General features: G+C 63.0%; 12 protein-coding genes. 6 read left to right on the top strand and 6 right to left on the bottom strand.

Translation table 11 applies throughout. The annotated features are described in order from the left end of the window. The first annotated feature begins 747 nt into the window (after nucleotides 1-747). Nucleotides 748-1,077: a hypothetical protein gene (locus IFR14_RS15635; RefSeq protein WP_137243599.1), complete on the top strand. Its 330-nt coding sequence runs from the start codon at nucleotides 748-750 to the stop codon at nucleotides 1,075-1,077. On the opposite strand, the gene IFR14_RS15630 is transcribed toward IFR14_RS15635, so the two are convergent. The 5 genes from IFR14_RS15630 to IFR14_RS15610 all read right to left on the bottom strand — a co-directional run bounded on the left by IFR14_RS15630 (nucleotide 1,037) and on the right by IFR14_RS15610 (nucleotide 4,873). Then, entirely contained in the window at nucleotides 1,037-2,374 is a 1,338-nt protein-coding gene (locus tag IFR14_RS15630) for an O-antigen ligase family protein (RefSeq protein ID WP_191941597.1), read from the bottom strand. The genes IFR14_RS15635 and IFR14_RS15630 overlap by 41 nt on opposite strands. A gap of 158 nt (nucleotides 2,375-2,532) precedes the next feature. Next, nucleotides 2,533-3,021 (bottom strand): hypothetical protein, encoded by a 489-nt coding sequence (locus IFR14_RS15625; RefSeq protein WP_191941596.1) that lies wholly within the window; start codon nucleotides 3,019-3,021, stop codon nucleotides 2,533-2,535. Between the two features lie 9 nt (nucleotides 3,022-3,030). Then, on the bottom strand, nucleotides 3,031-3,747 hold the full coding sequence (locus IFR14_RS15620) for a hypothetical protein (protein WP_137243596.1): 717 nt from the start codon (nucleotides 3,745-3,747) through the stop codon (nucleotides 3,031-3,033). Between the two features lie 251 nt (nucleotides 3,748-3,998). Next, a complete protein-coding gene (locus IFR14_RS15615) occupies nucleotides 3,999-4,247 on the bottom strand; it encodes a hypothetical protein (RefSeq protein WP_137243595.1) in 249 nt (82 codons plus the stop codon). Nucleotides 4,248-4,459: 212 nt separating this feature from the next. After that, nucleotides 4,460-4,873 carry a hypothetical protein gene (locus IFR14_RS15610; RefSeq protein WP_137243594.1) on the bottom strand — a complete coding sequence of 138 codons (414 nt, stop codon included), beginning with the start codon at nucleotides 4,871-4,873 and terminating at the stop codon, nucleotides 4,460-4,462. A gap of 1,700 nt (nucleotides 4,874-6,573) precedes the next feature. On the opposite strand from IFR14_RS15610, the gene IFR14_RS15605 reads away from it, so the two are divergent. The 5 genes from IFR14_RS15605 to IFR14_RS15585 all read left to right on the top strand — a co-directional run bounded on the left by IFR14_RS15605 (nucleotide 6,574) and on the right by IFR14_RS15585 (nucleotide 13,532). Continuing rightward, nucleotides 6,574-8,079 carry a LuxR C-terminal-related transcriptional regulator gene (locus IFR14_RS15605; RefSeq protein WP_137243592.1) on the top strand — a complete coding sequence of 502 codons (1,506 nt, stop codon included), beginning with the start codon at nucleotides 6,574-6,576 and terminating at the stop codon, nucleotides 8,077-8,079. Nucleotides 8,080-8,456: 377 nt separating this feature from the next. Continuing rightward, nucleotides 8,457-12,215, top strand: coding sequence for a DUF7507 domain-containing protein (locus tag IFR14_RS15600; RefSeq protein ID WP_137243591.1), 3,759 nt, complete (start codon nucleotides 8,457-8,459; stop codon nucleotides 12,213-12,215). 251 nt (nucleotides 12,216-12,466) lie between these two features. Continuing rightward, on the top strand, nucleotides 12,467-12,622 hold the full coding sequence (locus IFR14_RS15595; RefSeq protein ID WP_161578629.1) for a hypothetical protein: 156 nt from the start codon (nucleotides 12,467-12,469) through the stop codon (nucleotides 12,620-12,622). A gap of 77 nt (nucleotides 12,623-12,699) precedes the next feature. Next, the gene (locus tag IFR14_RS15590) at nucleotides 12,700-13,080 is read left to right on the top strand and encodes a hypothetical protein (protein WP_137243590.1); all 381 of its coding nucleotides are present in this window, start codon (nucleotides 12,700-12,702) and stop codon (nucleotides 13,078-13,080) included. Next, complete coding sequence (locus IFR14_RS15585; protein ID WP_137243589.1) at nucleotides 13,077-13,532, top strand: hypothetical protein; 456 nt, start codon at nucleotides 13,077-13,079, stop codon at nucleotides 13,530-13,532. The genes IFR14_RS15590 and IFR14_RS15585 overlap by 4 nt, the downstream gene beginning before the upstream one ends. 950 nt (nucleotides 13,533-14,482) lie before the next feature. Here the strand turns inward: IFR14_RS15585 and IFR14_RS15580 are convergent. Beyond that, nucleotides 14,483-15,100 (bottom strand): flavin reductase family protein, encoded by a 618-nt coding sequence (locus IFR14_RS15580; RefSeq protein WP_191941595.1) that lies wholly within the window; start codon nucleotides 15,098-15,100, stop codon nucleotides 14,483-14,485. Nucleotides 15,101-15,212 lie beyond the last annotated feature (112 nt).

Below are 15,212 nucleotides of genomic sequence, written 5' to 3'. Positions count from 1 at the left end.
CCACAATCGCGGGGCTCGCGACGCTACTCGGTCAGCCGGCCCGTCGACGTCGCAGGGTCGACCCCATCAGAAATAAGCCTGTTGCTTAGTGGGACGAACGACTGCTGGCGCGAGCTGCTTCAAAGCAGAGCGTTGAGATGCCGGTGTTTTCGGTTTCTAAGAACGCGGGTCGTCGTGTGGCTGTCTTCTGGTGCAAGGGTCGAAAACGGACGTGGCGGCTTGCTCGAGGTTTCTGAGGGCAACGCATGCCGGGCGGTGGCGCCCAGCGACACATGCGTCTGGAACGGATTTACCCAGCCCTCCTTGGCTGAGTGCGCAGATGAGGCCGAGCAGACGAGCTTCGGCGAGCAGCGGATGGAGAAGGTCTCGAGCGAACAGGCGCGATCTGGTCTCATGTAGGCGGTCTGAGGTTCCTGGAACGACGAAGTGACAGAGCCCGCGCCGGCGGAACGCGATGTGGGTATCGCAGCGATTCTGAAGCGCGCGTGCCGCCGTGGCCTGATTGATCTGCAATCTCGACGCAATATCGAGAACAGAGGGCAGGCGTTCGTTATCGCAGTAGTTCGAACGGAGTATTTCATCCTCAAGGCGTCTGGCTGCCTCGAGGTACAGTGCTCGCTGCGACAGTTCTTGGTCGCCCATTCTCATCGTCACTCACTTTCTCCCTTGCTGCGGTGTCTGGATTGAAAATGTCGCCCTATTTACCTTGTTCGCGGCACTAATCGCCATCGAACAAGGGAAAGACACATGAAGATCAAGATTGGTTTCGCTCGTCTCGCCGTTCTGGGGGCTGTCGTGGTCGGTATGGCCGGTATCGCGGGGCCGGCAAACGCCGCACCGTTGTCCGCCGCCCCGGCGTCCTGCTGCGCGTACAGCGATGCGCGCGTGAGTGGGGGATTGAACCCCACCTACACGCAGACGCTGCGCAACAAGTGCAGCTACCCCATCAACGGCAAGTTCAAGATCGCCGGCTTGCAGAGTGGCTCCACGACGGCATGTCGAACGATTCAGCCTGGCGCCGCCATCATCAACAACGTCACCAACTGGTACGTGCCCAACGGCTACGCAGCCTGCTGAGTGTGTGTGGGCGTGCCGCCTCCGCGTCGGCACGTCCACGCGCCGGCGGACTTTCGGGCACACGTGGCTTGATTGCGAGGATCACCAGGAGCACCCATCCCGACTCGATGAGCGGGCGGCTCTCGGTCAGGCTCTGCAGCACCAGGAGCAGGAGCAGTGAGAATGGTGCGGCGGCCGCGAAGAAGGTGCGGAACGTTGACCTTGTCACTTGGTGGGGGAGAAGCGACAGGGTCCCGTGAGTGGTCTGGGTGATGAGGGCCAGGAAGACGACTGCACCGACCAGCCCGAGCTGCATGGTCACGTCGAGCCAGGCGTTGTGCGCTTGGAGCTGGCGGACGCCGTTGCGGATGACGAACTCCGAGAACTGAGGCTCCCAGCTGGCCCAGGGGCTGGAGAACCCCCATCCAAGGACCGGGCGTTCTGCAATTCGTTCGATGACTTTTGCCCAGATTTCAGTGCGTCCAGTGAGGTCGGCACTCTTCCCGAACCCGCTGAGGATCACTCGCCAGTGGATGATCGCCGCGCCGACCCCGCTCGCTGTGATGAGCAGGATCGCGGCAGCCCCGAACTGTTTTGGCCGCCCAGGGCGTAACGCGAGGAAGACGGTGATCGCGGCGAGGATTACTCCCACCCCGAGCAACGCGACGAGGACGGTGGACGAGCGAGTGAGCCAAAGCGAGAGGAGCGCTAGCAGGACGCTTCCGAGTGCCTCCGCCCGATGAGCGGCCGTCGCAAGGCGTGCGGCACTGACGATCAGGGCGACTGCCGCCACGAATGCCAGCAAGTTCGCATTCCCAGGTAGCCCCTGGATCCGGCCTCCCTCGAGGAGAACGTCTCTTGACCAGTACGCGAGCAGCGGCGGTTCCTTGTCACCGTAGTCAGTGAAGAACGGCAGCACGGGATGGCGGATCACGAGGGAAACGAACACCTCAAACAGCAACGACAGCCCCAGGACACCGCCTGCCGCCCGTTGGATTGCCGTCAGCACGTCGGCCCAGCTCAGGTGCCGTGCGACGAAGACTCCGACCGCCGTGCACATCAACAGGCCCAGCAGTGTCACCACGGTACCGAGCCGGTAGGCCGACCAGATGATCGACACCACAGCGAGGCCGAGATAACACGCCAGCCCCCACGGCAGACGTCGCGGAGAGAAGGTGAGGCCTGAACGGTGCGACAGCAGGGCGAGCAGAACGACGGAGCCGAGTGCGACAACGCCGTATCCCCAGATGGTGAGGAGATTCGACCACGCGGATCCGGCGAACGCGACGAACAGCCCCCAAGTCGCGGCCAGACTCATGATCCGTGATCGCCCAGTGTCTTGCTCAGTGCTCGGTAAATCCATGTAGTGCCTCCCCCGACACTTCAACTTCAGCCGCTGGGTTCATCCCAGACGGAATTCGACACCCTACCGACCCTGCGAGAGAAGCTCATCCGCGCCGGCCGAAGGGTAGATACTTAGATTTGGCCTTCGCGGTCGATGGCTTCACCGATTTCGGAGGCAGCGTGAACCGGGTAGTCGTCGATGTCGATCTCGACCGTGAGGTTCCCGGAGGGCTGTCCCAAGGTCAGAATCGCGGTTCGATCGCCGAGTTGCAGGCTCTGGTAGCTTGTGCCGGCGGCGGCATTGAGGAGGACGAGAAATTCGGTGCGGCCGAGGTCGTAGTGCAGTTCCGCCCACCGGCTGCTCAGTGTTCCGCTGCTCGGGTACACGCTCATCGCCGCTTCTGACGGGTCGTCAAGCGGCCCGAGATCCGGCTCGAGCAACCGTGCTAGTGCTTCGGAGTCTGCTTCCAGTGGAACGGCGACGCGCCCGCCGCTGGTGGTCAGGACGACGGGAGCGTTCGTGAAGTCGATTTGAGTGCAGAGGATTCTTTCGTCGAGCTGCGACTTCTCGACGCGGGCGAGTTCGACGAGGAACGCGTTTTGCGCGTGTATGGGATGCATGGCGCCGTCCTAGACGTTGAGGGCGTTCTTGACCCAGTTGGGGCATAAGGTCACGCCCTGACAGTACGTCGTGACGACGCCGAAGGTGCCACCGGTGATCGCACGGTAGTCCACCGTCGACTGCACCCACACGGAAGCGGACACCCAGCAAGTCAGCATGTTGCAGGTGAACTGCTTGGCTTCCAGGAAGTAGTTGAATGCGGTCGCGGAGCCGGCACCGAGACGCGAGGAGTAGGAGGTTGTGACGCGCTTCACGACCGCGGTGGTCAGGTTGTGCTTGTTGACGATCTTGTCGTGGGCGGCCCGACGGAGGGTGACGGATTTGCCGTCCTTTGCTCGCCACGTCGCGATCACACCGTACGTTCCTGTGCGCGGCGCGACACGGTTCGTCGGCACGGAAGCGAGTCTCGCCGCGAAGACAGCCGGCGCCGCGGAACCTTCCAGCTGAGGTTCCGGTGCCGCAGGATCGGCCGAGAGCGTCCCGTCAGGTTCAACCACGACACCTGCCGCATCCAGCTCATCCACCGTCACGCCAGCATCCTGCAGATCTGCCAACGAGACCTCGTCGCCTATCTCCGCGTCCACCTCGCCCAACACCGTGAATGTGATCGTGGCATCCGAGGTCGGCGGCTCCTCGGCCGCCACAGCTCCTGCTGTCGGAACGGCCAAAGCGGCGACGACGAGCACGCGAATAGACAGAACGGAAGTGCGGTGCCTCAGCTTCATGAATCCCTCTCGGTCAAACTCCGAGCGTATTGAGGACTTCCAGGCTTCAACCACCCGCCGAGTGGCGGGTAACCGGGCGCGCGCGCCTGACGGCGCAGCGGGGAAAGCCAGCGATCACGGCCGCCGATCCGCTCGCCGACGGTTCTGTCTCACTTCCGCTGTCGGCGGGACCAGAGCACGAGGCGAACTTCGCCCAGAGCGCTTGAGTCCGGAGGTGGACATCGACGTTGGGCTACTGGGTGGAGCCGTGTTCAGGCGCTTGGGGGAGTGGTGTGGTGGCGTCGGTGGGTGATGGTCATCGCGGATCCGATTGCGAACAGCATCGCGGCGGGTAGTGTGATCGCGAGTGCCAGACCGAAGGGCACGTGGAGCAGCGCTGCGGCGGCGAATGCTGCGGCGAGGCCGAGGCCGATTCCGGCGCCTGTCATGGCGCTCATCGTGACGGGGTCGATGCGGAAGCGGCGAGTGGTGCGGGGCGTGTGATTGACGTGTGTGCTCATGGGTCCAGCGTATGAAGCAGGTCTTGTCGGGGGCATCCGCCGGTCGGCTGAATTGCGGGTTCGTCGCATATCCACCGTAGGACGGAGCCGACTGGCCGACCAGGCGCAAACGAGGAGCGCGGTGTCATCCACCGGCACCGGCGCCTCGGGCGCCACGCGTGCGAACGAGTGATCGTGGCCGTCCGCAGTGAGCTCGGAGGACGCGCCGGCCGCTAGTTTGGAGTCGACAGATCGATAGGGCTAACGCCGAGCGGTGTGCGGATCTCGAACCGTGTCGGCGTCGGCTGCATTGACCACTTCCATACCGATCGCCATTCCGTTCCGTCGCCACCTAAGTACCTGATGCCTGGCTCCGCGCCATCGGCGGGCGGTTCGGAGAGGGCGATTCGGATCTCAGCAAGGTACTTCTCGGCGCCGCTCAACGGAGGCTCCAAGGCTCGGCTGGGGCCGTGGGTTGCTGCGGCCGCGAGGTAGTCCTGGGTTGCTCGGCTGTAGATCTCGTCGTGCTGCCGGGTGAGGGGCGATGGGATCGCGTCGGCGTATGCGGTCACTGCGCCGTCCTCGCGCGCGATCGTGACGACAACGTCAATTCCTGAGGTCGTCGTCACCATTCGGGAGAAGGTCATGCAGCTCCTGCGGAGTTGTAGATCTGTTCGAACACTGTGTTGTTGACTACCAGGGTGCCATAGCGCTGGACCGTCTTACCCTCGGTTGTCAGGCTTCGCTCCCGGTCCCGGCCGCAGCGCTTGAAGTCGAGCCAGCCTTGTTCCGGGGAAGGGCCACGGCTAGTACCAGGCAGACATCCCCGGCAATCCCGAACAAGACCGCAGTCGTGCCGTTTCCACTGATCAGGTTGACAATGGCGAGGTGTGCGTTGACTGCTCCGACGATCCAGAGCAGTAGCCGCAGCCATCGCGGGATGAGACTATGCATGTTTTGGGCTCCTTGTAGATTGGTCCTTGACTAGTACACGCACCAGAGCGAGATCAACCACTTGTACATCCCTTCGAGCGCGCTTTTACGCCTTCCCCGGCGGCAATGGCGGCACCCACGGGGCCGGAGAACAGCGCAGCGATGCCGCCACCTCAACGACCCGAGTGCCGAGCGCGATCAAGCCTTCAGCATACTTAATGAGGTACCAGCAGAAGTCCTGCGTGGTTGTGGGAGATGCTCTTCCCGCACTGTCGGTGTTGCTCTGGCTCGAGTTTGCTGCGTTGGTCTGCGCAGACATGTCAACTCGCGAACCGTCCGACCATGCTTGTGGTGCGTCACCGGACCCGACCACATCGATGGTTGAGACAGTTGTTCCTGATGCATCGATGTCAGCGCCGGTAAATGAGCGGTAACTGGCGTCAGTGTCTTGCAGTTCGTAGCTCACGAAGGTGGCGACTCCCTCGATTCGCCACCCCGCCACCGCGCTCTTGTCGACAGGCAGCCCCGACGGTGACGTTGCCGGAATCCCTGCGGTCGCGGCCGCCTCAGATGCTTCTGCCCGCCAAAGCAGGTTGCGCTGAGAACAACGAGATGGCAGTGACTGCCACTGCTGCAGAGAACCCAAGGCAAGGCAGTGCGCTGATGACGCCGCGCCCATGGACCCCGAGTCCGTGCCCGATCATCAGCTCCTGAACGAGTCGCCGTCGATGAAATTAGCTGCGTCTTTCCTGCCGTGTTCATAGTTCCCCCAAAGGCCTGTCGAAAGAAGAAGCAGAAGGATGCCAGCCCCTGAAACATGCGCGCGCTGTTTGTTTACGGATAACTCCCGAGGTATGCAAACAACGAACCCCTCGAGCTCCTGCCTAGCGGGGCCGGGAGCCGCTCCCTCGTCCTGATCTCCGAATCGCCAGACAGACCAGGCTGCTTTACTCGTGTAAATACCCGTGTGTTCAACCCGCGAGCACGGAGTGTTCTCCATTTAGTGATGGAGCGTCCGGTTCGGGACCGCACTGTTGACCGCGACCTGTGTCAGAACGCGTGCCGAAAACCTGGAGCCGGTGCGGGGTCGGTGAGCGGATCGCGCAGTGTGGCTCGAGTTCGGACTACGCGATGGAACACATCGTCGGGCGCGGGTGTGGCGTCCCTAGTCGGACGAAACTATCGATGATGGTCTCGCGGCGGCGTTGCCGGGGAAGCTTGGGCGCCGCGGATGGTTCATGAGCGGCGCTTTTGCCCCTTCAATGAGGGTGAGTTTGTCTCCCTGCAAGAGGTTTGAGGGTGGGAAAGGGGATGGTTTTTGCGGACGCAGAGTTCTGCTCTTGGGTGAGTGTAGTTTTCTGTGAGTCCCGTGGCACCGAGCAGAAATGGGTGTTTTGTGAGAGCAGGACGACGGTTGCAGGACGCTCTGCACGACCACGATTTTGATGAGATTGACCGGATCCTCTCTGGCTCTTTTTTCAGGCTGCTGGTTGAGGACTTTGGGCTTCTTGGCTCAGTGTTTTCAGTGTTGCCTGGGTCTTGGTATGAGCGGTATCCTCGCCATTTCATTTCGCGTGCGATGTTTGATGCGGCCGGTGCATCGAAGCTGATCCTCCGGCCCGAGCTGGTGGCGGCGTTCGCGAAATGGGTCGACGGCCAAGCTGAGACACCGGCATCCGATCTCCTCGTCCTGAGGCTGGTACGTGTCCTTGAGTTGCTGGGGCGCGGGTGGTATCAGGATGCGCTGCAGGAAGTAGACGTGATTCTGACGACGCTTCGTTCGGCGCCCCAGGCGAGCGACGGTCTTGAGGATCTGATGCCAGCAGCATTGCTTGTGTGCGGAAAGGTCAAACTTCTTGCCTCAGACCTTGATGGGGCGCAGGGGTGTTTCGCTGAGTCTGTTCGATGGTCGATGAGTTTGGTTGAACATCCGCTCGGTCGTTTTGGACGGGAGCATCTTGCGCTGGTCCACGCCCTCAACGAGGACTTCCTGCAAGCTGCCGAGCTCCTCTCCAGGTCGAACGAGCAGCACGCGCATGGTGTCAGCAAACATTTCATGGCTGCTGGTTCGGTTGCGCGGTTATTGGTTGCCGTCGGGGGTTTGGATCTACAGGCGGCGGACGTGCTTCTCCGAGAGACCGACGCTTCAATCCGGGAGAGCGGCCTTGGGTGGGCTGTATTGCACGCCGAGGCAGGTCTTGCGCTGGCGCGAAGTGAACCATGGGAGCTCATCCACCGCATCAACCGTCGTCTTGTCACAGATCAGCAGCGGTATGCGCCGTCGACGTTGCCTGGGTCGATGCTTCGCGCGGACCTTACCGGCCTCTACCAGGCTGCTAGCGACCTGAGGGCTGCCGAGCGGACGCTGCGTTCCCCCGAGCTGCCAAGCAGTTGCCCTCATCTCCTGCTGGCCACGGCTCGGCAGTCACTGCTATTAGGGCGACCGGATCAGGCAATATCGATCTTCCAGCGCGACGAAGCCTCGCATGCAACGATCACGCCCGCCCGCTTTCGGGCGGGCGGTGCCGTCCTCTACGCCTCAGCGGAACTCGCGATAGCTGGGGAGGGGGACGAGGGGGCATTCAAGGCCGCTGTCAGCGCAGTCGCTCACAGCGGTGCACGGGTGGCGCTGATGGGGGCGTCGGAGGCGCTACGAACCCAGATCTTTCCGACACTCGATGTACCGCTGGAGCAGGTGCCGTCACCTTGGGAGTATCGAACGCGGATCAAACTGACACAACGAGAGCGGGAAATCCTCCAAGCATTGCGTGAGTTCGGGACCCTGAAAGAGGTAGCCGCGTCCATGCACGTGTCAATCAACACCGCCAAGACTCACGTTCAAACCCTCTATCGAAAGCTTGGCGCTCACAACCGGGACGAGGCTCTCTGGCTCGGACGCGATCAAGCCCGAAGATCGTGATGGCCGAGGTGGATCGCATTGCGCATTCCGATAGCCGGAACCGGCTGATCGAACATTGTCCTGCCCGGGAGTGTCGTCGCAGCGGGATCGTCGAGCTCTGCTGCCGACGAGCGGTTCGCCCCCCCCGAGGATGACTGAGGTGATCTTTCGGGTGAAGACGGTCTACGTCTGCCTCTGAGTGCGTCATCCTACCCGTGCCCTGTCGTCTCTTCAGAGGACAGGCACCCTCCTCGAGTGGTGCCTCGGTTCTCTTGTACATCCATTGGAAGGTTCACAACAGCATGCTCTTCACACGTCCACAACCGGTGTTGCCGCCGGGTTCACGCACGGTTCGCAGGGCGCTGAGATCGGTCGCGACAGCGCTGACGGCATCCCTGATGGCAGCGTTCCTCGTGCTCACCGGCGCGGGCGCTGCGTTCGCTGCTTCCGGGGAATACACGGTCGAACTGACCGCGCCTGACAGTGTGCCGATCTACGACCAGTTCACCTATACCGCGACGGTGTCCACCGAGGCGACAGCGGGGGAGCCGACGACCGGTCTGGTGTTGACGTCGGTGCTGGCTGAGGGGCTGACGTTCGATTCGGTTCCGACCGGGGCTGATTCGCCGGTGGCGTCGGTGACGTATGACGAGGCGACGCGGACGGTCACCTTCGTGATGAAGGATCTTGCCGAGCAGCTGACCTCGTTCACCTATTCGGTGAAGCAGGTCAACAACAGCGTCAAGGATGCGTCGACGGTCTACAACACCTCGATCACGGGTTCCGCGACGCCGTCGGGCGCTACTCCCGGGGACAAGCAAAGCACGGCGGTGACTGGTGACAACAACTACCGGCCCCTCAAGAGGAACACCACCCTGGAGGGTTCTGGGAACCGGTTGGTGACGTACTCCTTCGACGTGCAGACGGTCAACGGCACCGGTTCCACGACGACGACGTTCACGTCGTGGTCTCAGACGTTGACCGACACCATTCCCGCCGGCGCACAGATCGTCGGGAAATCGACGGGGTTCGGAGAGTGGACAACCGCTGCAAACGGCGACGGTTCGACGACCGCCGTGTGGAAGCGTGACGGAACCTACGGGCCTTCGACGCTGTCGCTCGATTCCATCGGGAATCGAATCTGGATCCAGGTCGAATATCCGCAGGAGAACTTCCCTGGTGGGACGCGTCCGCCGGTGAACAACGTCGATCTCACCGTCACGGATCACTCCGGAGGTTCTTTCGGTCCCAGCTCTGCGCAGACGCAAGGGCCTGAGCTGGTGGACGGTCGCACGAAGGGTATCTTCCTGACGAAGGATGCCGATGATCGCGGGAACAACGCTGCGCAGACAGCCAGCGGTGCGTGGCAGTCGCAGTATCTCGTCAAGGCTTCGTACTTGAACCAGCTCGATTCGGACCAACTCGGTGATCTGATCATTGAGGACTCCGCTGCGCAGTCGCCGGAGAACGCTGAGTTCTTCGACCACGCCGACGTGTACCGGTTCCTCGCTCAGTTCAATCCCACCCTCAAGAGCGCGGCGTTGCCGTACACGCTGGAGTACACCACCAGCGCGTCGGCCGCTTGGAAGAGTTACGACACGGCCGGGAAGACGACCGCCGAAGACGTGCGGCTCGTCGTGCAGACCGAAGGATCAACGAACTTCCCAGAGGGCGGATACGTCGCCGGCATCGATGTGCCGGTCGGTGAGCACCTGACCGGGTGGCGAATCCACGTGTCTCCTGAAGCGGCGACGAGTATCCCGTCCGGCTCTGAAGTCCGTGTTGCGCCGAGCTACATCGCCTCCTATGCAGCCTTCAGCGACGGATCAGCCGCTGATGGCGCACTGACGAACACCGCAACTGCAACCGGCGCCACGGTCGCAGGTACCGTCTACTCCGCAGATGATGATGCGCTGATCGGGGTGCAGGATCGCGTGAACATCGTCACAATGATCACTTCACCATCGACGCTGAACGTCGGTTCGTCGGCGGTGTTCACCGCGAACATCTCGAACCTGGATCCTGCGGGGCGTGACTACAAGAACTCGGTGATGGAGGTCGTCCTGCCGGTCGGCGTGGTCTATGACGCCAGCATCGGAGCCAGTCCGACGACGCCCACGACCCGGACCTCGGGGCTGACGGTTCCGACGGTCGGGAACGGTGTGACGGTGACGACGAAGACGGTCACGGATACGGCTGGTGAGCACCAGGTGGTCGTGTTCACCTTCGACGACCTGCCGTCGCTCCGAAAGAACGGCGACGTGAAGGAGCGCTGGGAGGATCAGGGGTTCCGGTACAACATTCCGACGAATGTGTTGCCGCAGGCGTTCAGCGCGACGAACACGACGACGATCGCGACGACCTGGGCGTACACGAACGACCCCGCCCACGCGTCGACGCGGATGGACTTCTACGGCCCGTACTACTCGGCCGACACGTACAACTTCAGTGCGACGCTGGACCGGATCGCCCGGTCGTCGGTGACGCCGGTCGTGACGACCGCTGGTGGGTTGTTGCTGGGGAAGCAGGTGAGGGCTGATGCGTCACAGCTGTGGAACCTCGATGCGGTCGCCGCGTCGCCGGGTGCGGCTGACTGGCAGGTGTACGTGTCGAACGTGTTGCCGCAGACGGTGACGGACATCGTGGTGTTCGATCGTCTGCCGTTCGTCGGTGACTCGCGTGGTTCCGAGTTCGCGGTCACGCTCAGTGGCCCGGTCACTGGTCTGCCGGCCGGTGCGTCCGTCGAGTACTCGACGAACGCGACCTCGGCGACGTCGGGTACGTGGACGACGGTTGCTGCTGGTGCTCGGGCGTTCCGGGTGATGATCCCGTCGCTGGCGAACGCGCAGAACGTGTCGCTGGTCGCTCCGACGACGATTCCGGAGGGCCTGTCGTACAACCAGGAGGCGGTGAACAACATCACTGCGACGGGTTCGTACCAGGGTTCGTCTCGGAACTTCTCGTCGAACGATGCTGTGGTGCGTGCGGCTGCGAAGCCGTCGCTCGAGCTGGTGAAGCAGACCAACGGTGTCCGCTACACCGAGGCACCCGGTGCGCTGGTTGCGACCGGTTCCGCGGTGACGTGGACGTACCAGGTCACGAACACCGGTGATGCACCGCTTGCGGACGTGTCGATCAGTGATGCGTTCACGGACGAGGCGGGCTCCGGCACGATCGTCCCGACCTCGACCGAGAGCGGACCGCTGCAGCCTGGCCAGACGCGGACGTTCACGGCGACGGGGACAGCGGTCGCCGGCCAGTATCACAACGTCGCGACCGCGACGGGGCGTGCTGTCGACAGCGCCGGTGTGCAGTTGCCGCAGCAGCCGGCGCCGGTCACGGACGAGTCCTGGTACCTGGCGGGGGATTCGGGTCTCACGATCACGAAGACCACCAACGGTGAGGACGTCACAAGTGCTCCAGGGCTTCCGCTGAAGCCGGGTAGCGCCGTGGAGTGGGCTTACACGGTCACCAACACCGGCACCCTTCCGCTGAAGGACGTCACGGTCGTGGACCTCGATGCCGACGGTGAAGAGGTGTTCAACGACGTGATCGACGTCCTGGCGCCCGGTGCGTCCGTGGTGCTGACCGCAACCGGCACGGCGATCGAGGGGCAGTACCACAACACGGTCACTGCGACCGCGGCCGACCCTGCCGGTGGGGAGACGGAGCTGCGTGCAGCGGACGACTCCTGGTACTTCGGCGTCGTATCCGGCCTGGAGGTGCAGAAGCAGGTGTCCGCGAACCAGACCGGTCCGTGGTCCGAGACCACCGAGGTGAAGCTCGGTGCGGCGTCCTACTGGCGCATCGTGGTCACGAACGCGGGCAACGCGCCCCTCACGGACGTGACCGTCACGGATGCTCAGTTGCAGCAGACGATCAAGGTCGGTGCCCTGCTGCCGGGTGAGAGCCACACGGTGGTCCTGCCGTTGGAGAAGACCCAGACGGGCCTGACGAACGTCGCTGTCGCGACCGGAACGGACCTGCTCGGTGAGACCCTCACCGCCAAGGATGACGCCTCGGTCACGGTCGTCGACCCGGCAGGACTCGCCCACACGGGAACCACCGCTGCGATCGGCGCCGGTCTGGCGTTGCTGCTGCTGGCCGCAGGAGGCATCGTCCTGATCCTCCGCCGCGTCCGACGGAACGCGAGCTAGCGGAACAAGCCCGGGGTGGGCTGCGCCCCCAGTCCACCCCGCACCCGATCATCCCCTCGATGATCGGAAGGAGACGCCATTCGGGTGGCGTCTCGGATGGGGCACCCGCACCACAACGGGTGCCCCGTCCTTATCCTCCGGGTGACACACGGGTGAAGTGCTCAGCCATCCGCATCACGAGGCCGGTGTCGGTTCACCTCCCAGGTGAGCCGGTATGTGCCGGTAGCCACGAGTTGAGAGCGGGACCCATCATGCAGACACCCACCGAGGACGGTCCTCCATCGAGTCACTTCGAGTTCTACTCGGCGAAACGACTCGGTGACATCGTGAGGCTGCCGTGCTGGTGCAAGCTCGCCCGCTCGCACACGTTCACCGAATGGGTCGCCGCAGGCCGCCCGGCCAGCTAGGGCCGCCCGGGCCGTGACGACGAGTAACACCGGATACAGGAGCGACCATGAATAGGACCGGCACGCCGATCAGCACCATGTTGGAGCGCCGATCGTTGACGCCCGCGCTCGTGCGTTTGATCGAGAACGCGTGTCGCGCCGAGCGCACGGCGTCGGGCACTCACCGGCGCGGCGCGTTCCGCGACACCCGGTGCATCATTGGCGCGGTCCTCGAGGCTGGCTTCGTGCCACACGAGCTCGCCAAGATCATCGGAGTGCAGGTCGAGTCGGTCATCACCCGCAGGCAGGTCGGTGGACGGTTGACCGTCGCGTCAGCGCAGGCGCTGATGGAGATGAGCGAACAGCAGCTAGCTGCCACGTCGTTGGTCATCTATCCAGGGGACGAGCATTCAGGACCGTTCTATCGGACCGCTGACGTCGTCGCCTACCTTTCTACCGCAGATGAGGAACGCGCATGAGTATCGAACCAGGAACAGCAACACCCATTGATATCCAGAAGTGCCAGCGTGCCCTCCAGGAGGCAGTGGTCCAAGACTTCCTCGACGACTTCCCAGATCCAACACATCCCGCGGACGTCGCGAAGCGGCTCTACCTCAGCCAAGCGGTCGTGCGATATCACGTGACGACAGGGGACCTCGTCGGCACCTTCCAGGACGGCAGATGGCACATCGACGTGCAAGCGAGCCGCGATTGGATCGCTAGCTCTCTGTCCAGGCGAGCAAGCCGCAGACTTGCACTACAAGAAGCAGCTCAGGGTCCCCGCCCAATAACCGTATCGATCAGTGAACCGGGTGCGCTGCGGCAGCTGCAGGACCTACAAGCCTCAGGACTGACGCTCAGCGATGTCGTCGAGTACGCACTCCAATCGCTTTCTTCGCTCCGGGCCGACGACTACGCCCCTGTCACATGATCGTGTGGTCCCAGGCCGCGCGAGAGCTCAGTGCCCATGCGCACCCGACGATTCCTAGGAGACACGAGATGTTGAGGCATGACGCCTGGGTATTCGTCGGACTCGTTCTGGGCACGATGCTCGTTGATTGTGGGATCGGTGTCACCGCAGGGCTGGTATCGCTAATAACACGGTTCGATCTGCTGAAACCGTGGCAGTTCGGCGCCTCGGTTGCCACTTGTCTCATGATTACGCATGCCTGCATCTTGATCATGGGGTCTGGCTTCGCTCGGCGGCGCAGCAATCACGTGTGTGACGACCGTGCGCAGCCGGCAGCCTCGCTAGGACCGCTCCGCCATGAATGAGGCTCACCGCCTGCTCAAGGATTCGGCTGCTGTGTCAGTGATTCAGACGGCGCGCCAGAGTAACGGGAGCAGCTGGTTCAAGGTCTGCCCAACATCGCGCAGCTGGATCAAAGGGGGCTAGTGCACCCGGTTCAATACGACGGATGGTCCGGTCCGCCGCGATTGGCGGAGATGCGCGGAGTCTTTCGATCGTGTCACTGAGTGCGCCGTGCTCGGCGGCTGGCATGACTGTGATTACAGTGGTGACGCCCGCAACGGGTACTGCGATTCTGGTTCGAGGGCTGAGCTGAGGACGTTGATCTAGGGCCAGGACTTCAATGGGCAGGCAGCTGCTCAGGCGACTGTGCTTCTGTGGAGGCTCCGGGCCGACGTTTTCTCGATCTCGACGACCTCGTCGGGAGGTTGGGGCTGAACTGAAGGCGTGAGCAGCATCGAAGTGCGTTGCGAGAACTGCATGCGTGCTCCCTTCGACGGTGCAGCCGGGACGAAAACCTGATGGTGTTCACAAGGCTTCGGGATCGTGCTGAGTGCGCGGCCTACACCGCTCCGGATGCCACCCGCGGGACTGGGCGGAGAGCTGAGCGCCTGTGCTCCGTGTCGAACCAATTAGTCCTGAAGGCGCCGGGGCCAGGATTCGATGGGGATGCGGGTGATCTTCCGCGCGGGAGGGGTGAGGCCCCAGTCGTCGTCCCCGAGGCGGGAGAGCGGTTGGAGCTTATTGGTGTCGGGACGACCGTCGCTGAGAGCGTCGTCGTCTAGAGCGATGTGGACCACCCGTCCCATGACGAGGAAGCAATCGCCGATTCGGACAATCGTGTGCAGAGTGCATTCCAGGGCTGCGGGGGAGCGCTTGGCACGGGGCGGGAGGACTTTCGCGGCGGGTTCGCGTTCAATGTCGACGCGGTCGAACTCGCTTTCTGTTGCTGGGAAGTTCGTACCGGTCGCGTTTACCTTTTCGAGTAGCACCTCTGGTGTCAGGCAGACTACGAATTCGCGGGTGGCTTCGATGTGGGTGAGGGTGTCTTTCCGGCCGACGGAAGTGAATTGGATGATCGGCGGGCTGACGCTGGCGACGGTGAAAAACGAGTGTGGTGCGAGGTTATCGATACCCTCGTTCGAGGTCGTGGACACCCAGGCAATGGGTCGGGGGATGACGATAGCGGTGAGAAGTTTGTGGAACTCGTCGTCACTGGTGTTCTTGGTGTCGAAGTCGGTGCGAGGCATGGTTCTCCTTGTGGGTGGCGCTGGAGGGTACATTCGGGCATCGCCAAGCATGTCGCTCGTCTGACTGCCCCCTCGATCAGCGTTGTGCACTTCTGCGGCAGGCGGGCAGCCC

It is taken from the genome of Plantibacter sp. CFBP 8775, from assembly GCF_014839505.1.
Classification (GTDB): Bacteria; Actinomycetota; Actinomycetes; order Actinomycetales; family Microbacteriaceae; genus Plantibacter; species Plantibacter auratus.
Note: the sequence above shows the minus strand (reverse complement) of the source record. Positions and strands in the feature narration are given on the sequence as shown.